The organism is Bradyrhizobium sp. USDA 4341, assembly GCF_054063755.1.
Map to the genome: position 1 here is coordinate 919,935 of NZ_JBSSGO010000001.1, position 26,082 is coordinate 946,016.

Genomic DNA, 26,082 nt, shown 5'->3' on the forward strand with positions numbered 1-26,082 from the left:
TCTTCTCCTTCGATGGTCGGTTAGCGAGCCATTGCCGGGCTCGGCGAAGCCGATGCCTGCTTTGACCAGACGCGATCCAGCCAGCTCATGAATTTCGAGGGTTCGTCCTGGACGACCTTGCCGGTCTCCGCCTGTCGCCGACCGATTGCCATCATCGATTCGACCGTCGCGTCACCCTGCCAGACGCTCTTCAGATCGAGGGCAGCCTGGGTCGCCTCAAGATGACGACGACGAGCGTTCTCGATGCGGTTGACCTGCGGATGCCGGGACATGTGCACGTATCCGAGCGACAACATGAAGTCGTTGCGGACCGGCATGGTCCGCTGGGCCCGGCGGACGTCGTCGGCAGTGACGCCAGTCGCCTCGGCAAGTTTCTCCACTTGCCGAGTGGTGAAGCGGACGATGTCATTCGTGGTGGCGTTCGCGGCCTCGGTCATGTTCGGACCCCTCTCCGATCTCAAGTTCGATCCGAGTGTGGCCGAGATGGCTGAAAGTACCAAGGACTAGATTATCGACTTGTCGCTTGCGGCTCGGTATCGCACTCTGTACGCATGGAACATTGCAAGATCACACTTGGCTACAACCACTTGGTAAACGTTCGCATCAAGCGCAAACGTGACGCCGAGTGGCGTGTCAGCACTTCTACCGTTGAATTGCCAATTCGGGTGCTCAAGGGCTCAGACGCGCCGGTCGCCGGCAGACTTGTCGCGGGCCCATTCTCCGAGGAGTACCGAGCAGTCGACGGGAAGCTCTACCGGGCCGCCGGCACAATGTGGAATGGCGGTTTTGAGCCACTCACGCTCGCCAAGCTCACCCCCGAGCCTGGCAGCCAGGTCAAGCCTTTGAGTGACCTTCCACGACTCACCATGCTTCCCTGGAAACATCATGAGGTGCAACGAGGCTTTCCTCTTCTGAAGGTTCACCATCTTTATGAGGATCCGGTCGCCGAGACCTTCGAGGACCACGCTCCAAAGGAACTGGCGCGCATCTTTCTGCGTGCACATGAGCTAGTAGCGATCGGCGAACATATCTTTTGTCCCTCCTCTGCGCCCATGATCGAGGTAGACGATGTGCCTGTTTCGCTTCGTCTTGCGTCCGGGCTCGACCTCGACAACTCCGATCCCGAGATCAATCAGTACGGCGGCCATCGGTCGACGTACTTTTCATTCGATCGTCGAGACGACGCCGGCAGGTTCGCGAGGCATTATGCGGCGCAATTCGAACATCCGCCTGGAAGCCTGGAGCCGCCAGATGCAAGCCTTCAGGTCGAAGGCGGTTTCGAACATTTGTTTGCCGTCGACGATTTCGTTGAATCCGCGAGGCGCAATCTGAGCTTTGCCGCCTATGATCTCGGTCGATCGGCGATGAGCCGCGATACCGCCGGGCTTGCCGCCTTCTGTGAGCTGAGGGATTCGGTCTATGCGCTAGAGCGCCCCGAAGGTCGCACTCGTTCCAATGCGCTCCGTGCCTATGAGGCAGCAGCGAGGCTCGTGGCGGCGCCGGAAGGACCATTCTCTCCGGCGGGCGAAGCTCGAGCAGGCACTGATTGGATCAAGAGAGTCCTCTCGATCTCGATGGCTAGGGCGGCGTGGGACAAGTCTTTCGTCCCGAGCCCCGAAGAATCGGTCGACCCGGACCAGCAGGCGGCGCTCGCCGCGGTCGCAGGACTCTGAAGGCGGCAACAAGCGCTTGGGAAACGACTACGCCCGCGGGCGCTTTGGCACCGCGGGCGTAGTCGTTTGGATGGTCAGAAGAAGTGTTGCTTTCAGGCGGAAGCGAGTTCGTCTTCGGTTTCCTGGGTGCGCTTGCGACGCGGAACGAACGGCCGCGGCGCCGCCGTCGGTAGCTTCTTCGACTTCGCGAGCTTTTCGTCCAACTGAACGAACGCGACAGGAACGTTCAACGCCTGCATGAGGGCGAGGAAGGTGCGGAACCGCGGAATGATCTGGCCGGTCTCGATTTTTCCGATCTGACCCTGCTCGATGCCGGACATGTCGGAGATCGTCTTCAGGCTCACCTTCCGGGGTTGGCCTTCCGGCGTGCGCGCGGTGGTGATCGCCTGACGCATGTCTGCGAGACGAACCTCGAGGAGCTTCGAGGCGCGCGCCGGCGTTTCGGAATTCGGCAGCTTGATATCCATCCCCATGTGGAAAACGAGGCAGAGCACCTGATCGATCTGCGGGTCGGTCTTGCCGTCTTCGACCAGCTCGATGGTCTTGGCGCCAATATTGACCTTCCGCGAAACCTCGAGCGGTGTCATTCCCAGGCGTTCTCGCTGTCGGCGGAGCGCTTGTCCGAGCGCTGTCACGACCGTCACGATGTCATTGAGGGGGAGGTCAGCTACTTTCGACATGGGGCTCTTTCCTAAACACTTTAACACTGAAAACAATACGTGATTCGGCGGGACCTTAAGTTCCATTTCTTAAGGAACCATAATTTAATCCTGCAGCTTCCGAACTGTCCTGTGTCCAGGTTTCGGACGATTTTGAGGACCCAGAGCCGCGGGGTTTAAGCAGATCGCGCCAAGTACTCAACTACGGACTGCACCACCGAGTTTCGCACAGTCTCCAGTGGCTTCGTGCCGTCGATCACAACGTAGCGGGTCGGATCGACCCGCGCTATCCCCAAAAACGCCTCCCTGACCGCATGGTGAAAATTGATGTCTTCCTGCTCGAACCGGGTGGCATCGGTCTGGCGCCTGGCGCTCCGGGCGAGGCCAATTTCCGGTGGAACATCAATGACCAGCGTGAGGTCCGGCCGCAAAGGTCCGCACGCGATATCCCGCAAGGTTTCAGATACGCTGGCTGGAAGTCCGCGGGCATGGCCCTGATAGGCCAGCGAGGAATCTGAAAAGCGGTCGCAGATCACGTCCGTGCCGGCTCCCAGCGCCGGTACGATCACCTTGGTGACATGTTCCCGCCGTGCGGCCGCAAACAGCAGCAATTCGGTCAACGGGTCCCATTTGGTATCGCCTGTGACCAAAAGCGCACGGATCTGCTCGATCGAGACGTCCACTCCAGGGCGCCCACCTGGCTCACGGGTCCTGAGCACACGCCGGCCCGCGCTTTCGAGCACCGCCGCGAGTGCCGCCGTGTGGCTGGATTTGCCGGCCCCCTCGCCTCCCTCAAAAACGATGAACTTGCCGCCTCGCATGCCTTGGTCCCCCTTCGTCTCCGACTGGTGCCGAAGGCCAGAGGCTCGCGCAAGCTCTCAAGGACTGAATCACGGGGAGACTTGAGCTCGGCTCCCCGGAAAGCTTGTGGAAAGCGGGCAGGGGTGGCCAGCGAGATTGCCGGCAGGCGACCGCTGCGGTCTTGTATTCTCGATGCATCAGAACCGGTCAAATTCAATGAAACGAGTCCTTGCGACCGCCTTGCTCGGAGCCTTCTGCCTCTCCCTCGGGCGCCCCACGGCCGCTGAGATGTCCGGTCCGAACCAGGTCCTCGTGAGGGTCGGCTCCCATGACATCGTGGCATCCGAGTTAGCCTTGTCCGACGTGCTTTTGCGTGACGCCGCCAAAACCATGTCGTCCGACACCGTGCAGGATTACATCCTGACCCACCTCGTGGACACCTATGTACTGGCAGATGCTGCTCGCGCGGCAGGAGAATCTGATGACGTTGCGGCAATGGCAGCCGCTACGGTCGGCGATGCCATCGCGCCGGCTCGCCCGGACGAAAGTTCGGACTTTCGTCAAATGCGGCTCGAATATCTGAAGAATGCCGCCTTGGGCGAGCGCTATCTCGGGAGCTTTGATCGCACCGTTGACGTGGGTGAGGAAGCCCTCCGCGCGCGCTATATCGAGCTCTCCAAGGCCGATGAAGTTCACCTGCGTTACATCGCGGCCTCAACCGAAGAGGCGGCCCTTGCCGCCGGACGACGCATTGCCTCCGGCGAGGGTTTCGATGTCGTCGCCAAAGCTGTGTCGCTTGATGCCGACAGCGCAGCTCGTGGCGGCGACCTCGGCTGGCTGCAACGCAGAGTGCTGACTGAAGACTTTGCGGATGTGGTGCGCTCGCTCAAACCCGGCGAGATCTCGCGCCCGTTTCGGACCTCAATGGGCTGGAATTTGCTGCAGCTCGAGGACGTACGGACGATGAAGCTGCTGCCTTACATGAAGGTTCACGAGGCGTTGAGGCGAGATGTTCTCGCCGAGGCGCGCCGTGTGCGCACGGCGGATCTGCGCCGGACAGCCGCGATCGATTGGTTCACGCGGCGGCCTCCGGGATTCTAGCGACCGGCGTCGAAGCGCTTACGGAAGGTCACGGTTTTCGGCAGATAGCCGCGATCAGAGAAGAACTGCACCGCGGCTTTATTCATGGTCTGCGCCTCGACGCGAAGGTTGCGGTAGCCGCGGGTATGAAGGCGCGCCTCGAGGTTCTTCAACAGCTCGCTTCCCAGCCCCTTCTTCCGGAATCGGTCGGCGACATAGAGGTCGGAGATGAGAGCGCAGATGCGTTCCTCTTCCGGAACCGTGGGGTCGTCCTCTTCCGCGAGCCTTCCGGCGATGCACCCGACGGCCTCCTCGCCGTCACGCGCAATCAGAACGATGCCGGTTTCGGCTGCCTGGTCGACGATGAACTTGCTGTAAGGATCAGCGACCACGGCCGGCGGCTTTCGGTCCTGGCACCATTCGCGCTCGAATTCCTGGAGCCTCCCGATCAGAACGGAGAGCGTGTCGAAATCTTCAGGCCGATAGGGCTCTATCAGGAACGCCATTTCCTCTCCGCGGCTTCAGTAGACTTGGTGGAAGCGAAATCGCGCTGCCAGATATCCGTATCCTATTCGTCGGCCCGCAACGTCAAGGGCTTGCCTGCGTCCTCCCCCGAACAGAGTTCCGCCCCCTTCCAGCGGTACTCGGCGCACGCCCCGAGAGTTGCGGTTCGCTTTCCCCGCTATTCCAGCCAGCAGAGGACCTTAGAGCGGGATAGGGTTTGGTCGTTATGACTGTGAACGATATCCTTTTTGAGTCCTTGGCGTTTAGCTGCCAAGTGCATTGAGGGAGACCACAAAATGGGCGCAGGATCGGCCGGAATGAGCCTCGACGAGGCGGCACTGGGGCTTTCAAGAGCCTGGCGTACGCGAGGCATGCAGGTCGACGGCGGGGAATTCCTCGGCGCGGTGGCTGCCGTCGACGAAGCCATTTGTCGCGCGCATGGCGCCGAACCGGCTCAAGGCGTCCGCGATCCGGAAACTCGGGAGTCGAGGATCCAACGCATCGCGCGCGCGACAATGGCCAAGCATGCGGCCTCCCCGCTGACCTGCACGGTCACGTTCTGGGAGAACATCGTTTCGACGATACTTGACGAAGCCGAGCGGCCGCATCCGAGGGTCCGATGAGGGTCTGGCTCATTATCACTTTGTTCGGGCAGGTCGCCAATGTCACCGGCCCGCTCCCCTACGACTACGCTCGCTGCCTGAGGCTCGCGTCCGAGCAGACGTCCATTCTTGGTCAGCGGTTCGAGGCTGACGAATTCATCAAGGCGCCCCCGGCCAAGCTGCGCGGCAAGGTCGTCACGCGCGCCGACATCGCTGTTGAGTGCCGCACGTCCGACGACCGGCCGAAAGTCGAGGTCGAACTGCCCGGTTCCTGACTAGAGGTTTCCTGGAGGAACGAGCGAATGGCGCGCATACCCACAACGTTTTGTGGATGGGCGAGATGCCGTTTGACAGCGCAGCCCTGGGCCGTCAATGAATCCTTGAGCTAAGCCTTGGATTTTGGCGCCAATGATTCCCGAGAAGTCTCTCAGAATTGGTCATCCTAACGACGGTCCGTCTGAGCCGCCCCGCGCGCGCTCGACGACTGAGGGCATTCGTCAGGTCGCATCGAAATTGATGACCGACATCACTCCGAGCGTTATTGCGACCGTGCTCGGCGCCTACATCGTCACCCACTACATCAACACCGATAAGCAGGCAGCGAAGCCTCCGGTCGCCGCGGTTGCCCCCGCGCCGGCGCCCGCCGTCGATCCGGGGAGTGCTCCCGTAGTTCCCGTGGTCTCTGCATCCCCGGATGCCTCGCCGATCCGGATCATTCCTGGCACGACCACTGTTCCGACGGTGCGCGCCGATGAGGCGGCGCCTCCAGAGAAGCTCCCTGAGCGGCGCGACGAGGACAAGGCAAAGGTAGTTGCAAAGCCTCCCGCACCGAAACACGCTGTGGTCAAAGAAAAGCTCGCCGTAGCACCTGCGGCAAAGACCTCTCCTATCGTCGAGAAGGCACCTGAAACGACCACACTGGCCTCGTCCAATGATGCGGCCACTCAAGCGCCTACAGTCGCTGGAGCGGTTGCTGCTGGTGTCACCGCAAAGATCGAACCCCTGCCGGCTGCAGCTCCCTCCGACGGTGTTCGATCCGCGACCGCTATCGGAGAGGACGCATTGGAGAAAGCGCGCCAGGCGCTCGAGCGCGCAAAAGCTCAGGACGACGCCGAAAGAGTTGCAGCCACCCCCACCGAAAGCGTCGTCTTGCCGGAGCCGGTGTCGGTCGCCCCTCGTGAGAAAGTGGCGCCGGCAGCGCCGGGCGAAGCTGTCCGAACGACGTCGACAAAACGGATTGAGCCGTCGGCGGTTGTCTCTCCTCTTCCGCCGCCAGTGATCGTCGCTCAGCCCCCGATCAGGTCGCGGTCTGCCGAGGCTTTGCCTGAGGCCCGGTTCCCGGATCGCGCCGACCAGGATGACGAGCGGCCAGTCCCGCCGGCGCCAATTCCAGACCGACCGGCCGATCGTGGTGGCTTTTTGCTGATCAGATAGCTTGTTACACTATAGCGTAAGTTCCATCGATTATTACGCTATACCGTAATTTCCGGTATAACGTAATTTACTGGATAGATTACGCTATACCGTAATTTGGCACCTTGCGCTTGAGTTCCGATTACGCTATATCGTAATCCCGAAGGGAAATTACGTTATGACGGAATCGGACACCCGCAAACGCCTCGGCCAGCAGCTGGCCCGAGCCCGCCGGGCTCGAAGCTGGCCGCTGAGCCAGGTTTCAAGACGAACGGGCCGACCGGCTTCCCGGATCAGCGAAATGGAAACCGGTGCTGTCAACAGCACCGTCGACATGCTCGCCGACGCCGGCGCGACGCTGGGTATGTCCCTGGTCTTCATCCCGAATGAGCGAATGGCCGACGTGATGAAACTGCTCGGGGAGCCCGCGATCGAGCCAACCATGCCGATCGCACCTGTCCCATCAGTGTTTGACGATGCCTTCGTCGATGACACCCTGCCCGACGAGGAGGAGCCGACCCATGCGCGTCCGAAATAAACCAGCTGCCCTTGGCATCTATCTTCGGCCGACCCCGGACGCATCGGTGCGCGTGGGCTCGCTTTACCGCGATCCCGAAGGGGCAGTCACGTTCACCGTCGATATGGCCTACGTTGCACTCGGCGCCCATCGGCCGATCCTCAGTCTTGCCTGGAAGGGCCAGACAGAGGACGGCCCGAAAGGCTCAAGGGCTCGTCTGCTCTACAACGGAGACAAGATCACCCAAGGATCCGTCCTGCCGCCATACTTCGAGAACCTGCTGCCCGAAGGGGCGCTGCTCGAGCTCGTGCAGAAGGAATTCGGCGCCGGCGCCTTCGACAATTTCGATGTGCTGTCGCGGCTTGGCCGGGATCTGCCAGGAGCTGTGAGTGCAGAGCTCGAAGCCGGCGCGCCGCCGCCGCGCACGTCGATGGCGGAGGCCGGTGATGATATTGAGGAGGGCATCCGTTTCTCCCTCGCCGGCATCCAGCTCAAGTTCTCGATGAAGCAGAACGACAAGGGATCGTTGACGCTTCCGATGAAAGGAGCGGCCGGCGATATCATCCTGAAGACGCCGAGTGATAAGTATCCGATGGTGCCCGAAGCGGAGTTCACCGCTCTCGAACTCGCGCGCGCGGTCGGCGTGCGGACCGTGAAGGCCCATCTCGTGTCATCCAAGGACATCGACGGTCTGCCGCAGAAGTTCCTGGCAGGCGGCGAATATTCGCTCGCCATGGAGCGGTTCGACCGGGCGCCAGGCGGCCGTCGAATCCACATGGAAGACTTCGCCCAGGTCATGGGGTCGATCCATGACCAGAAATACACCATGGCCAACCAGTCCACCCTGGTGAGACTCGTCGGTCTGTTTGCGGACGACAAGCGCGGGGAAATGCTGCAGGCGATCCGAAGGATCGTGGTCGATGTGATGATCGGCAACGGCGATAGCCATCTGAAGAACTGGTCCTTCATTCTACCCGATGGAGTCACGCCGGAACTTTCACCTGCCTACGATATCGTCCCGACGTTCTTCTACGGCGACGATACGATGGCGCTCGAGTTTGCCAAGAGCCACAATCCGGCGGCCGTGAACACGCGCCGCTTCGAGCGGCTCGCGGGCCTCGTCGGGCTCGACACGAAGATTGTGCTGCGAGAGGTGAAAGACACCGTCGAGCAGGTCCTCGACGTTTGGCCGAGGCTCCTGCCGAACTTGCCTGCACCTCCTGGCTTTGCCGAGAAGCTGACAGAGCGCTGGAAGGGACTTTCGATCACGAGGGAATTCGCACCGACCATGCTGGTTTCTGCAGAACCCGAGGATGAGCCGTCCGTCATCGCGCCACGCTGAAGCGCGTTGGCGTCATCCCGTCGGTCGTCGAACATCATCGACCACATACGAGCTGGCGAAAGCTACCGTCCGGAGTCCGCGTGCGGTGGCCCTGCACCTCATAAGTGCGTCGCGTGCACCCCATAAGATTGTCTTTCGGGGGTGTTTGCACCTCATAAGATTGTCTTTCCGTTGGGGAATGGGGCGGTTGCGCCTTTCTCGGGACGGAGCCAAGTTGAGACCGCCCCACCCGTCCGAAAAGGAACGCAAATGGAAAGATCCCTGAAAAAACACGTCTTTCACGAAATCGAGGTCGGCGGCATCGCCTTCCGGGCGACCATGTACTACGGAAACGTCTACCTGCGCACCGAATCCGCGGACGGGCTTGAGGCCGAAGTCGAGCTGATCGGTATGAAGGCGTGTCTGTGCCACGACGACGAAGCATGGAGCGAAAACGGCAGGGATTTCGGGCCGGGGTGGGCACTGTGCAAGTATGGACCCCACGACTTCCGCATGCATCTCGGAGCGCTAAGCGACGCCGACGTGGAGCGGCTCGTACGCGAATTCGGGCTCGACTGCGATGAGATGGAAGAAACTTGCTCTTTCGTGGATTCGGAAGCCGCCCGATCGCTGAAGCGAATCGTGGCCGAGGATCCGAAACGGGCCAAGCTCTTCCGCACCGACGCCAAATGGCTGGATCAGTGGCTCGAAAAGGTCTCTCTCGACCAGACAGAACCAGCGCCAGCTTCGCCCGGAATGTAGAACATAAGTGCGTCACGTAGGATTCGGAGCGTGACGCACTTATGTGTGTTTTGACGCTCTTATGAGGTGCATCACACTTCTTTTGCCGTGTCCGACGTCTCGAGGCTGACAGCCCAATAGAGCACATCCTTGAACGACTTCAGACATCCACGGAAGTGGTCCTCGTGGATCCTGAGAGTCTCGGCGAGATGCTCGAGCTGTCCTCGCGTCGGATGATACGGATCACGGATGAGCCGCATCCTGGCTTCCTTCAGCGTCTTGTTGCCCTTGCGACTGTTGCATGGCACGCAGGCCGGGACGATGTTGTCCCAGTCCGTGCCGCCGCCCCGCGACGACGGTACGAGGTGCTCGAAGGTCAACTCAGTGGTCTTGAATTTTCCACCGCAAAACTGGCATCGGAAACCATACGCCAGGAACACCGAAAACCGCGTGAAGCTCGCAGGCTTGTTCAATCCGCGCGGCTTGACGTAGTTCTTCAGCATCAGGACCGACGGCAGGCGCATTTCGATCGACGGACTGCGGACCACGCGATCGTAATCCGCGATGACCATGTGGGTCTGTTCGAACACGGCTTTGATCGAATCCTGCCAGCCGAGGACCGACAGAGGATGGAAGCTCTTCGGACGCATGTCCGCGTTGAGCACCAGCGCCGGGAATTGAGAGAGGTGAGAGAGGCTACTCACGACGTTCATCCTTTACTTTCCCCACCTGATTTTTGAAGTCCAGGCCGGATAGTGTCCACCGTCCCCGGCCGCTCGAGACGATGCGGCCGGGGATATCTTCTCAGCGAACTCCCTCGCGCCATGCGAGGAAGCGATCGGCGAGACGCGAGATCTCGCGTGACGCCGGCTTCTTGACCGGAGCCGTCGGCAACACCCGCGGAGCGGTCGGCGGCGATGCGGTCTTCGGTACCGCCACGGCGGCGACCTTCACCGAAACCGCCGGACGCTGCGCCGCCGGCATCCTTGCGGCCACCGGATGGTCGACGCGCGGCTTGCGCTCTGCCTTCGGCTTCGGAGCTGCCGCAACCACCGGCTTGGGTGCACGCGGCTCCTTCGGCGGCTTCGGCTTCGCCGGCGCCCGGCCGACCGCGAACGAGAAGCCCTCCTTCTCGGCAAGCTGCTTGAGCGTCCGGACGTCGTGACCGAACTCGATTGCGCAGGCGGTCACCGACATCGTCGATGCAGCCTGGCGCAAGCGCACCTTCGCCGGCTCGTCGAGGATGCGCGGACCGCGCTTCTCGATGAGACCCATGGAGACCGCCTGGATGCGGGTCGCGCGCACCGATCGACGGAGCTTCGCTGAAGCGGCAGACAGAGCGGCCTCACCGCCTTCCTCGATTGCCGTCTTCAGCGTGAGCTTGTCTGCCTCTGTCCACTTCGAGCCCTTCTCAGTGACACGCAGGCCCATCTTGTTCAGGCGCGCGCGCACCGCGTCGGCGGAGCGGCCAATTGCCTTGGCGATCGTTTCCGTGTCCTCTTCCGCTGCAACGCCGCTGACAAGGCGCGCCTCCTGCTCGTCGGTCCAGGCGTCGGATGCGAAGACGTGGCCGAGCAGGCTCAGCTTCGTCTTCACCGACGAAGTTGAGCGCTTCACCGCAAGGCCAATGTCAGCCAGAGCTGCGCCCTCTCCGAGCATGCGCTCCGCGGTCGCAACGTCCGCGTCGTTCCAGCGGCCGGCAGCCTCGGGCCGATGCAGGTCGAGGTCCTCCAGCTTCCAGCGCACCGAGCCGATCGAGCGATCCAACGCGGCCGCGAGCTTCGCATCCGACAGGCCGGATGCGAACAGCGCGCGCAGCCGCACGACGTCATCCTCGTTCCAGACGCGGCGCGCCATGACGAGCAGCCCCAGCTTCCGGCACTGGGCGTAAACCGCCTCCACGGTGCGGTCGAGCATCGGGGCGATGACGGGAACGGATGCGCGGTCGAACTTGCGCAACTGGATCAGCAGCGCGTTGTCGTCGGCAGTCCAGTCAGTGCAGTGCATGTTCGTATCCTTCCGGGAAATTCCCGGCCGGATCGCGATTCCCAGACGCTAGTTTGTTCGTGGTCTTTGGGGAGATCGGAGGCCGACCGGATCATCTGAGGTGTCCGGCGGCCTGGGTGCTCGAGGAGCTCAGTCCGGGCGGACGGGGTGCGGTGCGACTGGTTCGCTACCGAAGGACAAGCAGGCGATCTGCGATGACCACACGGTATTCGCGCACGACGAATCCTTCCTCATCCATCCTTGTAGGAGGGAGGTTAAGGCGTTCGTATATGTGCGCCGGTGGTGGATCACTGGTTGTCCTTAAGTGTCCGACCGAGGGATCCCCCGATCTGAGGTGGAAAATGCCTCGCACTCGGGCAAAAGGCAAGCGCGAGCGCGGGCCTGTAAACGCAAATATCGGGGCTTTGTTGCCTCTTGGTTACCGTGTCGTCCAATCCTTGGGGGTCATTGCGGTTTTGAACTGGCTCTGCCCCGATTGGAGTGCAATGGATAACTTGCTGATTTAATTGGACCGTTTCATAACCTTCAAGCTCCCCCATGCAGCTTCAGTTCGAACCAGCTTCCTCCGTTGTTCAGCTCCGTTGCGCTTCCTGTCGAGCGATCTTCGACGGAGAGCTGCCTGTGATGGTCCCCGTTTCAGTCGCAGTTGAGGCCATGTTGGCGCTGAGATGCGCCTCCTGCGGCGGCAAGGAGATCCTGCTGGGGCAGAACAGATCCGCTCCCGAAGACGATCAATGCCGAAAGGTCCCGCCCAACGCCTCGCTCGATGCGAGGATCCAGGATTGGCTGCGCACCGGAGAGAAAGGACAGTCGGCCGACGCCATCTTTGCACACATGGCGGGAGGAGATCGCTCGGACGGCTGGGCGCACCCGCAAGATGCCTCCGATCTTCATCGGAGCATGCTGTTGTTGCGGCGGATCCCGGAATGGACCTTTCGGATGGCGGAGATGTCAGCCCGCACTAACGCCTGGGCAACGCTAATCGATGCTTGGCCGACGATCCTGGCGACGTTCAACGAAGAGGCAGGCCCCGATCTTGGCAAGTGGCCGAGGCCGCGCACAGCTTCGTTGCTCGAAAAGATACTGTCTGAGGATCGAACAAGCCGCCCCTACTGAGTTGTATTTTTGGCTATTCGGATTTTGGTGTTGAAGCACGTCGATCCTGGTCCGGAATGTCTTAAGCTGCTTTCGCAGCTTCAACATCCGTGTTTCCGGGACGACGCACGGGCTGAGGCCCCACGTTGGCGTCCCCGGTCGGCTTGCCCCGCCCGTCGTGCCGCAGGGCACGATCCAGTATGTTCAGCGCCGCATTGTGATCGCGGTGCAGGTCGGCACCGCAGCCGCAGCGATGGCGGCGCTCCGCCAGCGTCTTCTCCACCGCGGCGCCGCAGGACGAGCAGTCCCGCGAGGTGTTGCGTGGATCGATCTTCACCACCGTCCCACCGGCTCTTGCAGCCTTGTAGGTCAACAGTTCGATCAGACGCGCGGGCGATGCGTCCAGCATCGCCCGGTTCAACCCGGCTTTCTGCCGGACGTTCTTCCCCGGCTCGCCGGCGCTCCCTCGCGCCGAACCGGTCAGGTTCTTCAAGCGAAGCTCTTCGACGCCGATCAGCGCGTAACGCCTGGCCAGATCGGCCGACACCTGGTGCAGGTGGTTGGAGCGGACGTTGGCGACCGCACGCTGAAGCCGGGCCAGACGCTCTCGGACCTTGGCGCGTCGCTTTGAGCGGCGCTTGCAGCGCGCCAGCGCGCGCTGCGCGATACGCAGGTCGCGCTCGCGGCGAGACCGCGGACGCACGTTCTCGATATGCCGGCCCTCGCTCGTCGTCACGAGATGCTCGATGCCGACGTCAAGCCCGACAGCCGTCTCCGGCCGGGCATGATCGGCGTCGGCGGGGACATCAACCACCAGGCAGACGTACCAGTGCCGACCCTTCCGCGAAAACGCCGCGGTCTTCACCGCTGCGCCCGGCGGGAGCTCCCGATGCAGCCGCAGGCGCAAACCGCCTGTCAGCGGCTGGAACAACAGCTTGTTTCCCTGGAGCCGGATCCCGGCCCATTCGGCAAAGCCAAAACAGTCCCAGCGGCTCCTGCTCCGGAAGCGAAGGAAGCCGGCCTTCTGGCCGCGCTTCACGCGTCCGAAGAACCCCTTCATCGCGTCGTCGACGCGCCCCAGCGTCCACCGCGACAGGTTAACGGGGACGTCGCCGTAGTCCGGGTCGAACGACCGGATCTGCGTCAAGGACTTGCACTGGTCGAACCTCGAGATCGAGACCTTCCGCTTCGCCCAGGCGTCGCGGCGCTCCTGCAGCGCGGCGTTGTACAGCTGGCGCTGCGTCTCGCAGAGCCCGGCGAGAACGGCGTATTGGCCGCGGGTCGGCGCCAGCTTGATGCGGTAGGTCAGAAACATTCAGTCAGTGTGTTCTCGTTGTGTTCCTTGGGCGACCATGCCCGGCCGGCGACCGCTCGTCAAGGACTCGTTCCAACACCGAAAATCCGAATAGCCGTATTTTTCACGGCTTCATTCCGTCTACCAAGCCGGGGGCGTCCGATTCGGCCGACGGCACCCGCGCTGATGGAGCGACTTTCGCGGATAGCTCCAGGTTATACGTCTTGTCGTCAAAGAACAGATGTGGCCGGAAGAGTTCCACGAACTTCGCCTTTGGCGCATCCCCACAGAAATAGGCCTCGTCGACCTGCACACCCCACGAGGTCAGCGTATTGAGAGCTCGCGTGCGACATGCGCCTGCGCGCGCAGTAATGAGGGCGATCCTGAAAATCTTGTGGCCGTTTCCGGCGGCTTCCTGGAAGCGGTAGATGGCGCTCAGGAAAGGTGCCAGCGGTCCAGGTGGCAACGGGACGTCTGCGTTCCTGCGCTCGTGATCCTGAAAATGATCGAGCCCGTGCTGGGCAAAAATGAGGTCAGCCTGGTCGCTGAACAAAACAGCATCCCCGTCGAAGGCGATGCGGACCACCGCTTCATTCTTCGGGTCGAAGGTTTCCGGCGGATCGAACATCAACGCGGCCGGAATGCCAGCCGCAGTCGCCTCTTCAGCGTCGGACGCATTTTTGGTCAGAAAGAGATCGACCGCGAATGCCTGCAGGTACGGTACCATGGATGGCGCGCCGCCAGTGAAAACGCCGCGCGCAGCACCGAGGCCAGCCTCTTCAATAGCTCGTACGACCGGTATTGCGCTTGAGGCGCTATCCCGGGAAAAAATCAGGATCTCGGGGGAGGCCTTTGCGTTCGCGCCGGCGCGCGCAATCGCTTCAACGATCGGGTAAGCAGCCCCCGGTTTTGGGAGCACAGCGGACGCGGCGTGCGTTTGATATGCCGCCACACCCTGCTTTGCAAAAATCTGATGCGCCTCTTCAAGATCGAAGAGCGCACGAGACGAGACGGCTATCACCAGGCGAGACATCAGATTTGGCTCGGCTAGGCGCCAGGCGCGCGAGCAGTTTGTTCCCGGTTCATCGCAGCGAGCGCCCCGAACACATCGTTGAGCTGATCGAGGGACCGGGCAATGCGGTTCATGGCTTCCTCTGCGGCGTCCTCATCCAGGTCTTGCATCTCCACGAGGACGAACGTGAGCAAGCCGTCGCCGACCCCCTTCATGAAATCGATGAACTCGTCGTAGCTCTTCCACTCCATGCCGCCGAGATAGGCAAAGTCGCCGTCCTCATAGCCCTCCAGCACCTTCTTCTGGAGATCACTCAACCGGAACGGTTTTGCCGCCTGCTTCTTTGCCTTGCTCAACGTCGTTACTCCTCAGTGACGATTGCGCTTCCGTCGGTGTCCTTACAGCGCCAGGCTGGGCGCCATCTCCGGCTCAGCCTCGTAATCGGTCTGGGTCTCATCGATTGGCTGATGGAGCCGCTGACGACCGGCCTCGTATGAGCGCATGGAGAGCGCACCCAGCGAAGCCATCGCTGCCTTGACGTCGATCTCTGCCGAGATCAGTCGCGCTCCGGCGTCGCAAGCATCGTCAATGCCGCGCAGGCTTTCCAGGATCACCTGCAGCACCTCGGTGCCCGGTTCCCGCTTGAGCCTGGTGACGAGTGACTTGTAGTGCTCGATCGAGGCCAGATGGCCGAGGCGGCCATGCTGGAAATTGGAAACAACGGCTTTCTGGAATTCGGTGACGGGTTCGCTCACGACAGGCTCCGCTAATCTAGTCCTTTGATTCGTTGTCTCGCGGCCCCTGGCAAGCCGCAACGGTTTCCGGATCGTTCTCCCCTTGCTCCTTGCGAAGGGCGCGGTCAGGATCGTGATCGGTTTCACATTTGGAGCACACCCCATGACCACCGCCGCCGACGGCCACGAGGCCGCCGATCTCAAGGCCCTGCAGGCGCTCCTGGGGCGGAATGGGCCGTCATGGCTGTTCGAGCATGCCGCTGCGCTCTGCGGCGAAGAGGGTCTCACACGCAGGCTGAAAGGCGATCGGGAGGGCGCGGCGCCTTGGGATCGCGCGTCCATGGTCGGGGAAGCCGTGCAGACGGCCCTGGCGCAGCCTCCGGCCGCGCCCGGCGCGGGACTGGTTAAGGTACTCGCGACGGTCAAGAATATAGTGGATTCCAGCGTCAGCGACTTCGAAACCGGCGTGGAAGACGGCACCTACGATTCCGACGAAGCCAATCTTTCGAAGCTCGCCGACCACCAGGCCGCCGCCGAAAGCCTGGGGCGTCTCGTTCCGGCTCTCTCGGCGCTCTACGGGACTTCCAAGGCCGTTATCGACGCAATGGGTGGCTGGCCGCCGGACTTCCTGAAGGAAGAGGCGTCCAGCCTCGAGGACGCTCTGATCGCCGTGGACGCGTGCGCGGTCGTGAACCCAGAACCGATTCCGGCCGGCCCGCGTCCCTGAAGGTGCTGGCTCCGAGCGAGATCCTCATCGAGTGCCAAGGATTCGTTTCCGCGAGTTTTCCCTGCTCTCCACCGGATGTTTACCCCGCTTTAATTGACCCCTTGAACCGTTCTGGGCCACGGTGATTGGCGTTCTAGGGGTATCCAAGGGTTCGGGGTATGGTCGTCTCATTGTCTATCGTCGGGACCGCGGTTATCGCGGTGATCCTGGCGATCACGTTCCTGCCGCTGGCGGTTGAACGCCGGCGCGCGGCCAGGACGGCCTTGACTTCAGCGATTGTCGTGACCGTCACCGGCGTCGCGTTGATGTGCGCTCTGCATGTCGGTGCGACCGCCTCCGGCAATCCCTTGCTCGTTGCCGCCGCAAAGATCCCGTTGATGGCTGCGTTTGCCTTGCCTCCCATTGGCGGACTCGCAGCCGTCGTGTTCGGCATGCTCGGGTTGGGCTGGCCGACCCTGTTCGATCGCCCGAACGACCGTTTTGCCGCCAATCTCTATGCGATGATCGCTGCCGGCATCCTTGTGATCTGTCTTGCAGGCGGGAAGCACCTGCACGACGACTGGCCCGGCTATCTCATCGCGCTGTTCTCTATCCCCTTTGTCCCCATGCTGACCAAGAAGCGACTGGGACCGCCGTCTGCTGTCGCCGCTGATCACCTCCCCAAGGGCCAGTGGGCGCAGCCGGTAATCACCCAGCGGCAGCTCAAGGCGTCCCCGCTCGCCAAGAAACCGGCCCGGGCCGCCTCGGAGCGTATCGCTAAACCGGGCATGCTCGCGAGGCTCGCCGGCAAAGGGCGAGCTCTCTTCGCGCGATCCGCGGAGGTTTTTAAACGGGTCGCGGCGCCGGCAACGCCGGTCGAGACCGCCCGCTCCGGCGACCGTCCGGTCAAGTCTGTAGTCGCGACGAAGAAGGTGCTGGCTCCCAAATTCGAAGAGCATAAGTCATCCAAACAGGTTCCCGCGCGAGCGCCGGTTGTTACCGGATCGGGTCTCGGCAACCGTGACATCACGAACATCGAGGTCTTGCCGGTCCCCGCGGTCGGCCGGCCCGTCGCCAAAGCAACCAAGCAGGTCAAATCGACTGAGACACCCCGTAAACCGGCCGCTGTGCGGTCATCGTCCGCAGGCAGTAAGCCGCAAACGAAACCGGTTACCCTGATCATCGCGGACGATCCGGAGCAGAACTCAGCCTCGGACGTCGTAGCTCTTCGTCCGGCGCCTAGGATCGAGCGGATCGAAGAAGTGCCCGTACTACCGCCGTCCTGGACCAACCTCATGGTCGGCAATATCACGCTGGAGGATGGGCGTTCTTATTCCATCGCCGTGCGGTCAACGCAAACGATCGACGAAAGCCAGATCCGGAAGCTCGCGAAGGCCGGCTAACGACCTTCGGAGCGGTGTCGAAGAGCAGGACTGCTGCTACGAGGTCGCGAGCCTCCGTCTCGCAAAGGCCCTATCCCAAAGGTCCGATAAACCCGCCCTCGCCAGCAGGCGAGTGACAACGGCCATCGCAAGCCCCCGTCTGACCTTGCTGACAATCAGGGGATCCTCGCGGAGTGCGCCTTGGGGTCGCTTGAGGTGTTGAACTTCGGCGACCAGGCGATGCACCGCGGGATCCTTCGCAGCTGCGTTGAGCAATGCCAGTCCGACCGTGAGCCGCTTTTCGAAATCCTTCGGCCGTTCGCCACGCGTCTTCGCATAGATGAAGTCGTTCTCGGCCACCGACCATGGCGTGGCGAGAACGACTTGGATGGCGTCAAAGAATTCCGGCGCGATCCCCTCAATTCCACGGCCCTCTCGCACGCGCGCCGCGAGCAGCTGGTTCAAGACGCCCACCTCCTGCGCGGCCACACTCATTCCCTGCCCGAAGGCCGGATTGAACCGGCAGATGACGTCAGCGATCGGTAATAGGCCGCGTGGAAACTTCCTGCACTTTTCGAAACGCCGGCGAACGCTGCGCGGCAAGGCAAACTTGTGAATGGCGCCAACGGGCCGGGCATCCTTGATCGCGTCGTAAATCGTTGATGTCCGCAAAGTCCTTGCGAACGCCAGGAACTCGCCGTGGCTGTCGGGAGGAGTGTCCCCGTGGACCCCATTGAACCCAACATGCCAAAGGCCGTTTTCGATCGGGAAGATGAAGCCGCCACGACCGAAGGAGGCGCTTGGCCGATGAACGACCGCACGCCAGTCGCGGACCGCTTCCTTCGGGAGCTCAAACAAGCCGGTCGCATACCGCATGTCGATCTCGATTGCCGTCTCTTCGGGCCTCACGAGACCGAGTTCATCCATCAGATCGAGGGTCAGCGCGCCTCGCGATGAGGCGTCGATCACAAAATCGGCGAGTAGCTCCCGTCTCTCGCCATCCGCAGCCGTGTAACAAATGCCCGTTACTGTGTCCCGATTTGGCGATATCAGGAGCCGGGTAACGCGGCAGCCGGACTGCAACGAGACCTGCGGCTGCCTTTCGACCGTCCGCCGCAAGATGAACTCCACCAGCGGCCGCGTCATGCACAGCATGTCGATCCCCAGATCCCTTCGCGGGAATGGATCGAAGCCAGGACCCTCGGCGCGAATGTCTGAGCCGAAGTTGATCCTTACGGCGCCCGCTTCCTTGAGCTCGCTCTCAAAGTTCGGGAAGAACTCCACGAGCGCATCCATGCCTCCGCGGAGCAGAAGATGGACCTGTCGACACTGGGGTGTGCCGACGCGCGGCTCGGGACCTGCTGGTAGCTCATCGCGCTCCAACACGGTGATCCTTTCGAAAAAGGACGAGAGAGCTTTGGCGGCGGTCAACCCGCCAATTCCAGCTCCGATGACGACGGCGTGATTTCCGATAAGATTTGGCATTGTAATCCTTTATGCCAATTCATCGGAGGTCTGGCGTGCGAATCGTCGGTCTCCACAATCCTGATGCAACGGGTCGAAGGTTCAGTCGGACCATGCGGTGCGCTGCGGCTTCGGATACCTCAGCGCCTCGTTGGCCTATTGGCGGGCTGTGCGACGTCATCCAGGCCTCATAGAGCAAGACATCGATGCCAGTAGCCTGTCCCATGCCAACGGCCGGCGTAGATTGAGCGCCAGAGACGCGGCGGTCTCAGGATTAGAGGTCGGGGCGCTGTTGGACGCGACAACTAGTGTCGGTCGCTGGCATGGGACGACTCCGGTCACATTCTTGGTGTCGGCGGTTGTTCTCGCACGGAAAAGACAAGCGCTTGTCGTTCTCAGCAGCTGGTGAATAGGCGAATACATAGCCGTCGGCTTCCATTTGGGCCAAAATCTCCGGGGAAATCTCCTCGTCGACATCGACGACGACCACTTTGTGGTCGCGTTCTTCGATTCCGGCGATCGTGGCAGCCATGAATTCGTTGATGTCGATCATGTCCAGTCTCCGTCAGGCTCCTTTTCACCGGGGTTATACTCGCGGGCCGCACAGCCTGCACTGTGTAGTGTTGGGTAACGCATAAAACTGACTCTGGCGCCGATAAGGAATCAGACCCCGCCGCCGACGGCCCAACTCATAGACCTGACGCCGCAACGTACCCGACCGTATCCGTCTGCTTCATCGGGATCATGACTTCCGCGGTCAGGCCGATCTCTTTTTGGACGTCGCGGTCGCTGGTCATGTGGTCGAAAATCACCAGCGCTTCGAGCCAATCTCCGTTAAGTCCATTCACGGCCGTCGGTTCGACGATGTAATGCAGCTTTGCGGACCTGTTTCCGGCCTTGACGATTTCGATGCCGAACGGAATCGCCTTGGCGATCTTCTTCTTGAAGTACGCCACAACGTCCATGTCCGGCAGTTCAGCTTTCATTTCAGTGTCGCTCCCGATCTTCTTGCTGGGGTTCGCTTTCATTCGTCATCGAGTCGATGCCTCTATGGCCTGATGGACCGGATCTTGGTGCTGCTTGTGGATCTGGCGCGGAAATTGGTCACTTCCTAGGCGTTGACTCCCTAGAGGCGTGAAACTTCTGGCGTTGGCTTTGAGGGCAACAATGCGAGCGCTCTCTCGATCTTTTCGGTGCCCTCCTGCATGAATTTGTCGCCATATGTCCGTAGCCTCTTTTCGGCCCTCGGCACGGGGTCCACTCCGCGGTATTCGTCGTAGAGCCACAAGGCGAGGCCACGCATCGTGGTGTCGAGGCCTATTTCAATGAAGAATTCGATCGGCAGCGGCTGCGACATCGTTTCCCTGAGATGATCGAAGGCCTTGCGGTCGATATCGTCGCGGAGCACGCCGTACCGGTTTGCGAATGGTCCTTGGAAGGCGTGCGCCAGGAAGCGCAGCACATTGGGGCTGTAGTCGCTCTCTCTGTCGGCGCCGCGCGGATTCAGTTTGAAGTCGAAGTTGATCTTAAAACGTTGGTCGGCACGATAGCGTTCCTCGATGCCGTCCATGATCGCCGCGCCCTTCAGCAGGGTTGCCGGCGATAGATAATTCATGCTCTCCGCATGGAAGCGCCAAAACATGGCCACTAGGCCCGCAATCTGTCCTACGCCGGCGTCGTCGCGAGCTCCTTCGCGGATCGCGCCGACAAAATGTCCGTGCAGCTTTTTGGAAGTGCGCTCCAGCCGCTTGAGGCTGTCGGCATGCTGCGTCCTCGCCTCTTCCGTAGTCGTGTCAATCTTGCGATTTGCAAGTTCGATTGCCGGGTGCATGGCGGATTCCTCAGCGGCTAAACAAGAGATCGAATAAAATACAGCGAGAGGGACTAACTCGATGTTACCGGGGTTCTTCTATACTCTGGTCCGCACAACCTGCACGCGTAGGTGGATAAAAACTTGAGCCAGGGTTTCGCCTTATTCGAGTCAGGGATATGGCGCCCAGAGTCAAGGTTACGTGCTCCTCAACACTCGTAGGTGACTAAGTCAGGCTGCAAAAACCAAACGTCATAGTTGTGCCTCCGAAAGTATATAACGTCGCGCAAATGCTAAGTTTAGCATTTGCGAGCAGCACTCCGCCGACCATGAAGACAATGCCATGGCCGTATGAGCTTCCAGACTTTCCTTCCGCCGTCGCTTTGCACACGAACACCCCGCGGAAGAATGCCCAAACGCCGAAGAACGCCAGGATGACCATCAGGTAACCGATGAGATCCTGGAATTTCTGCAATTGAGCGGACGCGTTCGTCTGCTGCCCGGTCTGCGCAAAGGCGTAGCTCAGTAGGCTGGAGCTTGAATTGAACCCGTTCTCCGACAGAACTCCACCGGTGCCATTGAGGGTTGTCGCAAACATCGCGATCAGCCATGGCGAATTCATCAGGATCAGCGCAGTGAGCACCTTGGCCCAAAAGCCCTGCTGCAGCCCCTGCCCGTGGTGCCCGTAGGCCCTGGAGAGTGTCCACAGACACGACATGAACATCGCCGCGCCAGCGAGGAAGCAGAGGACGTAGATCGTGTACACGCCGATCGGCACGAAGTTCTTCGCGACGTTCTCGGCCATGCACGCGACACCTTCAAGGCTCGCCAGGCAATCGCGCGGCGGGGTAACTGTCACGTTCCCAAGGATGCTCGTGAGGTTGGATTGACGGTTTGCGATCGTTCCGGATCCGGAGCCGTTCTCGACATCGAGCGACTGAGAGATCTGGGCTAGATCCGAACTCGATCCAAAAATGTTGGTGATGCCACCGGTGATCGACGAGATTCCGATACCCGCAACGTCCGGCATCGCGAAGAGCAGAAGCCCGGCGATGACCCGGACAATGGCACCGGCCGATTCATGCCGATGCCCGTGGTGCTCAGCTTGACCGGCCAACTTCGCGAGACCGGTCCCGATGAGGAAGAGCCCACAGAGCCAGGAGATGCCCGCCAGCAGCACAAAGACCGGTGCTGTGGATTGGGTCAGGAAGCCATAGAGTTTAGAGCCGAGCGAGTTGTCCCCGAAGGCCGTTGTTCCTGCGTTAGCCGTTTGCGCAAATGCGGCACCGGCATAGAGGAACGCGACGGTCCCTGAGGTCGCCTGCGAGATAAAGCGGGTCTTCGATCTCATCCCGGTCTTCCTTGTGAAATGAAACAGGGGCGCCTCGCTGTCGAGAGCGCCCCTGCCGGATCGCCGTGCCCGATCGGGCAAGGAGCTTGGGTTTGACCAAGGTCAGCCTGACCCGGTCATTCCGAGCCCCCGGGGGGTCGTCGTACGACCTTAGAAGCTCGCGCCGCCGGTGGCGGACGAGATCGAACCGGGCGTCAGACTGAACGTCGAGCCGAGCACGCCGGCAACCGACGGGATCGCAACCAGGCCGGTGCCGGCAGCAAGCCGCCAAAGACCGTCGCCATACTTGACCTGCTGGCCCTGGCTGTCCGCCGCCTGCTTCAGCTTCAGCAAGCCGGCCGCGAACATCACGATGCCGACCACGAACGAGCCGCCGAGGGCGACCTTGCCGACCGAGCCGAGCTGACTGATCAGGTTCGAGGCCACGCCACCGATGTTCTGGCCGCTTGCGGACTGGGCCGCAGCGTCCTCGGCAGCGATCATCTCCAGCATGATCATGCCGGTCGCATAGAAAAGAACGGGGTTACGGATAGCGCTCTTGAGAAGATCTTTCTTCATGGCTCCAGAAGACTCCTTGATCCAACGTGTTTTTCCCGGTCCGAACCAAGGGGCCGGCGGCGGTAACGGCATGAATTTGCGATGAATCCTTGAGATCGTCAACGCTTGGTGAACCGTCCAAGGATTAGTTTATACGTTTTCTGTGCAAGGTGAACGTCGTTTCTCGGGTTTATTGACTTCCCGGGGACGCTGCCGGAACAATGTCACGCACGCGCGAGCCCGTAATCGAATCCTGGGGACGAGCGAGGGCTTTTCGGCGCCGCCGTCGGATGGCCGGTCTAGATTGAGGCGGAAAGGAGCACCCTTTGGCCCACCCGAGCGACGCTCTCTCACGTATCATGACCGGAATCCTGCTGCGCGACGCGCACCGGATCTTCCGTATGCATCATCTGGTGCGACTGATTTCCGGTGTGATGGGCCTTTTGGTGATCAACCTGTTCGCCATGTATGTGCTGTGGAACAGGCCGCCGCTTTACCGCTACGTTTTCACCGACCCCAATGGCCAGATCGTTCAGCTGATACCGCTCGACCAGCCCAAGCAGGACGACGAGTACGTCAAGCGCTGGGCGGTGAATGCCGTCGTCGAGTCCTACACGTTCGACTTTCACAACTATCAGCGGCAGCTTTCGAAGGCCCAGGACGACCTAACGGTCGTTGGCTGGCGCGAATGGCAGAAAGCCCTCCAGTCATCGGGTAATTTCCGTGCGGTTGTCGCCAATAAATATGTCTCAACCGCTGTCCCGGAGCCGGGTACCGCCATTATCGAGAAGAAAGGCGACTTCAACGGACGTCATGCCTGGCGCGTCCGCTTCCGAATGCTCGTCTACTACGAAAGCAGCCAGCGGCGGACCAACCAGGCGCTTGACGTGACCGTGGTCGTCATCCGCCAGCCGGAATACGTCAACATTTCCGGGCTTGGTGTTCGTCAGATCATCGCCAAGGGCGGCGCGACCTGATCGCCCGGGCTGGAGTCAATTACCGTGGACCATATCGAATTCCAGATCATCGACCCGGAAGCGGCCGGCTTCGACCCGGATGACATGCTGACCGGAGAGGTGGAAGCGCTTGTGTTCGCTTCTCCTCGCCCGCTCAGCGAGAACGAGGTGGCCCGGCACGCCGAAATCGACGTCGAGCAGGCAGCGGCCATCCTCAAGAACATCGCCACGCGAACCCGCTCCCGGGCCGTCCAGCTCGCCAAAGGACTCGACGGTTGGGCCTTCTCAATTGCAGCCGATGCGCCGGTGCCCGACGTGTTCCATCGGGAGGTCTCCCGCAAGCGGGCGCCCACCGAAGCCGAGCTCGCCACCGTTGCCGTGATCGCCATGCGCGAGCCAGCCACCGTGCCGGAAATAGAGGCCGCCCGAGGGGTCGATCTCTCCCGTGGCGTCATCGAAGCGCTGGTCAACCGCGGCTGGATCCGGCCCGCCGTCCGCCGAACCGATGCCGGGCGCGCGGTCGCCTACGAGACCACGCAGGATTTCCTGATCGCCTTCGGCGTCCAGTCAGCAGCTGATATTCCGACACTCGAAGAAGCAATGCACCTGGGACTAGACGCATGAACGCCATTCCGCAAATCGTCGGAGCCACTGCACTCGCGGCCGCGGCCCGACCGTTCGCCTCCCTCCAGCGCGGCCGGAGCTTTCCGGCTGGCTTCGAGCGGCTCGGCGAGGAGCAGGCGCTCCTGGGGAATCCGGCCGCCGACCTTTCGTCGATCATCACGGAAATGCCCTGGATGGCCGGCGTCGTCGACCAGATCCGACAGGACACGCAGCTCCGCGAACGCCTGAACCTTCCGGGCTTCACTTTCAGGCCGATCGTCATGACCGGCCTGCGTCCGGACGTTCGGCACGAACTGCTGCTTCGCGCCCTCTGCGTCGCCGCCGGCGCACGGTCGTCCGAGCAGCGCTTTGCCGACATCGGCCGCAAGAACGAACCGAGCGTTGCCGCCAAGGCCGCCCTCGACAGCGGGTCCATCAACCCGATCGTTTTGGTGCGCGATCCAGCAGCCTGTCCGACCTCCCAGATCGCAGCACTTTGCCGCCTGCTCGACCGCGTCTCCTCCAAGGAGCTCGAGGATCAGTTTCTGGGTGCGTCGGTTGACGCCTCCGCCGTCTCCTGGCTTCTCGTGGTCGAGCGCGCCACCGACCTTCCGGCGGCCGTCCTCGACCTTTGTCGCGTCGTCGACGTCCGAGAACGGACCGGCCAGGACGAGGTGCTGCGAAACGTGCTGGCGGACGCGGCGGTGGCGGACGCTGCGCGCGAGATCGGCGTTGAACAAGCGGCGCTCCCGGTCGAGCGGCTGAAGCGCTACCTGACATCCTTCCCGGCGGCGAGCTTGATCGATATGCGGCGGCGCGCGGTGGATGCACTCGCCTCGACCACGGACTGGGAGAACGGCGATTTTCATGGTTTGGCCGGCTCCAAACAGGCGATCCCCTATGTCACCATTTGCCAGGAGATCTCCGGTGTTGGCGCCAAGGGCGAGGAATTCGTCCTCACCTACGATCGCGTCACCCGTCCGCTACCGCTCTCCGGCGGAGACATCTCCCCCGACCAGTTCGAGGCAACGCTCGGCGAAGAATTTCCCTGGATGCGCGAAGGCGTCCAAAAGATCGCCAACGATCTGAGGCTGGTGCACACAGGCGCCATGGCGCGCTTCCAGTTCCGGCCGATCATGTTCCACGGCGCAGCGGGTATCGGTAAATCGCGCTTCGCACGCCGAATGGCTGACCTCGCTCAGGTTGGCTACCGCTACGTTTCTGCCGGCGGCATGGCGGGCGGTTCGGAGTTCGCCGGCACCGGTCGATCGGCCGAGGATCCTCATCCCTCTACCCCGGTGCTGGCGGCCTACCGGTCAGGCACCGCCAACCCGATCATTTTCGTCGACGAAATCGACAAGATCGAACACGGCAAGATGGGCGGCACGCTGGAAGATGCGCTTCTGGCTCTTCTCGAGCCGGAAACGGCGAAGCGCTACTTCGACGAATGCCTCCAGGCCCAGGTCGATCTGTCCTATGTGAGCTACATCTTCGCGGTCAACGACGTGCACCGGGTCAATCCGATCCTGCTCGACCGTCTGCGCATCATCCCGGTCGGCAAGCCGAGCCCCGAAGCCTTCACGGTCATCTTGCGTGGTGTCCTGGATGAAGTGTCCCGCGACTATGCGATTCCACGAGACCAGTTGCCGTCGGTCGAAGACTTTCCCGATGCGAGCCTCGAATTCCGGGCCCAATCGTCGATCCGTACCGTCAAGAAACTCGTGCTGGATCGAATCCCGCACCTCGTCACCGCAGAGCGGCGCCGGCGGGTGGAAGCAGCCAACCGTGCCCTCGGTGAGGGTGTGGGCGACGACGCCTGA

Annotated in this window: 30 protein-coding genes; 14 read left to right on the top strand and 16 right to left on the bottom strand. The window is 61.7% G+C overall.

Annotated elements, in window-relative coordinates:
• Nucleotides 1-20: 20 nt before the first annotated feature.
• The gene (locus tag ACVIGB_RS04550) at nt 21-437 is read right to left on the bottom strand and encodes a type VII secretion target (protein ID WP_456717921.1); all 417 of its coding nucleotides are present in this window, start codon (nt 435-437) and stop codon (nt 21-23) included.
• A gap of 114 nt (nt 438-551) precedes the next feature.
• Here ACVIGB_RS04550 and ACVIGB_RS04555 point away from each other — a divergent pair, with 114 nt between their 5' ends.
• Entirely contained in the window at nt 552-1,673 is a 1,122-nt protein-coding gene (locus tag ACVIGB_RS04555) for a hypothetical protein (protein WP_456717920.1), read from the top strand.
• Nucleotides 1,674-1,765: 92 nt separating this feature from the next.
• On the opposite strand, the gene ACVIGB_RS04560 is transcribed toward ACVIGB_RS04555, so the two are convergent.
• Nucleotides 1,766-2,419, bottom strand: coding sequence for a helix-turn-helix domain-containing protein (locus tag ACVIGB_RS04560; protein ID WP_456717919.1), 654 nt, complete (start codon nt 2,417-2,419; stop codon nt 1,766-1,768).
• Between the two features lie 89 nt (nt 2,420-2,508).
• Nucleotides 2,509-3,153, bottom strand: a complete 645-nt coding sequence (tmk, locus tag ACVIGB_RS04565; RefSeq protein ID WP_456717918.1) for a dTMP kinase — start codon at nt 3,151-3,153, stop codon at nt 2,509-2,511.
• Between the two features lie 343 nt (nt 3,154-3,496).
• Here tmk and ACVIGB_RS04570 point away from each other — a divergent pair, with 343 nt between their 5' ends.
• Nucleotides 3,497-4,234, top strand: a complete 738-nt coding sequence (locus ACVIGB_RS04570) for a peptidylprolyl isomerase (protein WP_456718252.1) — start codon at nt 3,497-3,499, stop codon at nt 4,232-4,234.
• On the opposite strand, the gene ACVIGB_RS04575 is transcribed toward ACVIGB_RS04570, so the two are convergent.
• Entirely contained in the window at nt 4,231-4,719 is a 489-nt protein-coding gene (locus tag ACVIGB_RS04575; RefSeq protein ID WP_456717917.1) for a GNAT family N-acetyltransferase, read from the bottom strand. The genes ACVIGB_RS04570 and ACVIGB_RS04575 overlap by 4 nt on opposite strands.
• A 315-nt stretch (nt 4,720-5,034) precedes the next feature.
• Between ACVIGB_RS04575 and ACVIGB_RS04580 the strand changes: the two genes are divergently transcribed.
• From ACVIGB_RS04580 to ACVIGB_RS04605, 6 genes are all read left to right on the top strand, one after another.
• On the top strand, nt 5,035-5,340 hold the full coding sequence (locus ACVIGB_RS04580; protein WP_456717916.1) for a hypothetical protein: 306 nt from the start codon (nt 5,035-5,037) through the stop codon (nt 5,338-5,340).
• Entirely contained in the window at nt 5,337-5,594 is a 258-nt protein-coding gene (locus ACVIGB_RS04585) for a hypothetical protein (RefSeq protein WP_456717915.1), read from the top strand. Before ACVIGB_RS04580 ends, ACVIGB_RS04585 begins: the two co-directional genes overlap by 4 nt.
• 133 nt (nt 5,595-5,727) lie before the next feature.
• On the top strand, nt 5,728-6,753 hold the full coding sequence (locus ACVIGB_RS04590; RefSeq protein ID WP_456717914.1) for a hypothetical protein: 1,026 nt from the start codon (nt 5,728-5,730) through the stop codon (nt 6,751-6,753).
• Nucleotides 6,754-6,910: 157 nt separating this feature from the next.
• Nucleotides 6,911-7,270: a helix-turn-helix domain-containing protein gene (locus ACVIGB_RS04595; protein WP_456717913.1), complete on the top strand. Its 360-nt coding sequence runs from the start codon at nt 6,911-6,913 to the stop codon at nt 7,268-7,270.
• On the top strand, nt 7,254-8,591 hold the full coding sequence (locus ACVIGB_RS04600; RefSeq protein ID WP_456717912.1) for a type II toxin-antitoxin system HipA family toxin: 1,338 nt from the start codon (nt 7,254-7,256) through the stop codon (nt 8,589-8,591). The genes ACVIGB_RS04595 and ACVIGB_RS04600 overlap by 17 nt, the downstream gene beginning before the upstream one ends.
• A 249-nt stretch (nt 8,592-8,840) precedes the next feature.
• The gene (locus tag ACVIGB_RS04605; protein WP_456717911.1) at nt 8,841-9,332 is read left to right on the top strand and encodes a hypothetical protein; all 492 of its coding nucleotides are present in this window, start codon (nt 8,841-8,843) and stop codon (nt 9,330-9,332) included.
• Between the two features lie 71 nt (nt 9,333-9,403).
• Here ACVIGB_RS04605 and ACVIGB_RS04610 read toward each other — a convergent pair whose 3' ends face one another.
• Together ACVIGB_RS04610 and ACVIGB_RS04615 are read right to left on the bottom strand one after the other, a co-directional pair.
• Complete coding sequence (locus ACVIGB_RS04610) at nt 9,404-9,961, bottom strand: HNH endonuclease (protein ID WP_456718251.1); 558 nt, start codon at nt 9,959-9,961, stop codon at nt 9,404-9,406.
• Nucleotides 9,962-10,115: 154 nt separating this feature from the next.
• The gene (locus ACVIGB_RS04615; protein WP_456717910.1) at nt 10,116-11,318 is read right to left on the bottom strand and encodes a hypothetical protein; all 1,203 of its coding nucleotides are present in this window, start codon (nt 11,316-11,318) and stop codon (nt 10,116-10,118) included.
• Nucleotides 11,319-11,855: 537 nt separating this feature from the next.
• Between ACVIGB_RS04615 and ACVIGB_RS04620 the strand changes: the two genes are divergently transcribed.
• Nucleotides 11,856-12,434 carry a hypothetical protein gene (locus tag ACVIGB_RS04620; RefSeq protein ID WP_456717909.1) on the top strand — a complete coding sequence of 193 codons (579 nt, stop codon included), beginning with the start codon at nt 11,856-11,858 and terminating at the stop codon, nt 12,432-12,434.
• A gap of 61 nt (nt 12,435-12,495) precedes the next feature.
• Here the strand turns inward: ACVIGB_RS04620 and ACVIGB_RS04625 are convergent, their stop codons facing one another.
• The 4 genes from ACVIGB_RS04625 to ACVIGB_RS04640 all read right to left on the bottom strand — a co-directional run bounded on the left by ACVIGB_RS04625 (nt 12,496) and on the right by ACVIGB_RS04640 (nt 15,474).
• Nucleotides 12,496-13,728 (bottom strand): RNA-guided endonuclease InsQ/TnpB family protein, encoded by a 1,233-nt coding sequence (locus tag ACVIGB_RS04625; protein WP_456717908.1) that lies wholly within the window; start codon nt 13,726-13,728, stop codon nt 12,496-12,498.
• A 103-nt stretch (nt 13,729-13,831) separates the two neighbouring features.
• Nucleotides 13,832-14,740, bottom strand: coding sequence for a 5'-nucleotidase (locus ACVIGB_RS04630; protein ID WP_456717907.1), 909 nt, complete (start codon nt 14,738-14,740; stop codon nt 13,832-13,834).
• A gap of 14 nt (nt 14,741-14,754) precedes the next feature.
• Nucleotides 14,755-15,075 carry a hypothetical protein gene (locus ACVIGB_RS04635; protein ID WP_456717906.1) on the bottom strand — a complete coding sequence of 107 codons (321 nt, stop codon included), beginning with the start codon at nt 15,073-15,075 and terminating at the stop codon, nt 14,755-14,757.
• A 42-nt stretch (nt 15,076-15,117) separates the two neighbouring features.
• Nucleotides 15,118-15,474: a hypothetical protein gene (locus ACVIGB_RS04640; protein ID WP_456717905.1), complete on the bottom strand. Its 357-nt coding sequence runs from the start codon at nt 15,472-15,474 to the stop codon at nt 15,118-15,120.
• 142 nt (nt 15,475-15,616) lie between these two features.
• On the opposite strand from ACVIGB_RS04640, the gene ACVIGB_RS04645 reads away from it, so the two are divergent.
• Nucleotides 15,617-16,180, top strand: coding sequence for a hypothetical protein (locus ACVIGB_RS04645; protein ID WP_456717904.1), 564 nt, complete (start codon nt 15,617-15,619; stop codon nt 16,178-16,180).
• Nucleotides 16,181-16,338: 158 nt separating this feature from the next.
• Entirely contained in the window at nt 16,339-17,562 is a 1,224-nt protein-coding gene (locus ACVIGB_RS04650) for a hypothetical protein (RefSeq protein ID WP_456717903.1), read from the top strand.
• 36 nt (nt 17,563-17,598) lie between these two features.
• Here the strand turns inward: ACVIGB_RS04650 and ACVIGB_RS04655 are convergent, their stop codons facing one another.
• From ACVIGB_RS04655 to ACVIGB_RS04680, 6 genes are all read right to left on the bottom strand, one after another.
• Nucleotides 17,599-19,026 carry an NAD(P)/FAD-dependent oxidoreductase gene (locus tag ACVIGB_RS04655; RefSeq protein WP_456717902.1) on the bottom strand — a complete coding sequence of 476 codons (1,428 nt, stop codon included), beginning with the start codon at nt 19,024-19,026 and terminating at the stop codon, nt 17,599-17,601.
• 253 nt (nt 19,027-19,279) lie between these two features.
• A complete protein-coding gene (locus tag ACVIGB_RS04660; protein ID WP_456717901.1) occupies nt 19,280-19,558 on the bottom strand; it encodes a hypothetical protein in 279 nt (92 codons plus the stop codon).
• Nucleotides 19,559-19,694: 136 nt separating this feature from the next.
• On the bottom strand, nt 19,695-19,991 hold the full coding sequence (locus tag ACVIGB_RS04665) for a hypothetical protein (RefSeq protein WP_456717900.1): 297 nt from the start codon (nt 19,989-19,991) through the stop codon (nt 19,695-19,697).
• A 140-nt stretch (nt 19,992-20,131) separates the two neighbouring features.
• The gene (locus tag ACVIGB_RS04670; protein WP_456717899.1) at nt 20,132-20,836 is read right to left on the bottom strand and encodes a hypothetical protein; all 705 of its coding nucleotides are present in this window, start codon (nt 20,834-20,836) and stop codon (nt 20,132-20,134) included.
• Nucleotides 20,837-21,041: 205 nt separating this feature from the next.
• The gene (locus tag ACVIGB_RS04675; protein WP_456717898.1) at nt 21,042-22,166 is read right to left on the bottom strand and encodes a hypothetical protein; all 1,125 of its coding nucleotides are present in this window, start codon (nt 22,164-22,166) and stop codon (nt 21,042-21,044) included.
• Between the two features lie 150 nt (nt 22,167-22,316).
• Complete coding sequence (locus ACVIGB_RS04680) at nt 22,317-22,724, bottom strand: hypothetical protein (RefSeq protein WP_456717897.1); 408 nt, start codon at nt 22,722-22,724, stop codon at nt 22,317-22,319.
• A gap of 305 nt (nt 22,725-23,029) precedes the next feature.
• Between ACVIGB_RS04680 and ACVIGB_RS04685 the strand changes: the two genes are divergently transcribed.
• Genes ACVIGB_RS04685 through ACVIGB_RS04695 form a run of 3 tightly spaced genes read left to right on the top strand, consistent with a single transcriptional unit; the run spans nt 23,030 to nt 26,082 of the window.
• A complete protein-coding gene (locus ACVIGB_RS04685) occupies nt 23,030-23,680 on the top strand; it encodes a DotI/IcmL/TraM family protein (protein ID WP_456717896.1) in 651 nt (216 codons plus the stop codon).
• A 24-nt stretch (nt 23,681-23,704) separates the two neighbouring features.
• Nucleotides 23,705-24,283: an SMC-Scp complex subunit ScpB gene (scpB, locus tag ACVIGB_RS04690; RefSeq protein ID WP_456717895.1), complete on the top strand. Its 579-nt coding sequence runs from the start codon at nt 23,705-23,707 to the stop codon at nt 24,281-24,283.
• Nucleotides 24,280-26,082 (top strand): AAA family ATPase, encoded by a 1,803-nt coding sequence (locus ACVIGB_RS04695; protein ID WP_456717894.1) that lies wholly within the window; start codon nt 24,280-24,282, stop codon nt 26,080-26,082. Before scpB ends, ACVIGB_RS04695 begins: the two co-directional genes overlap by 4 nt.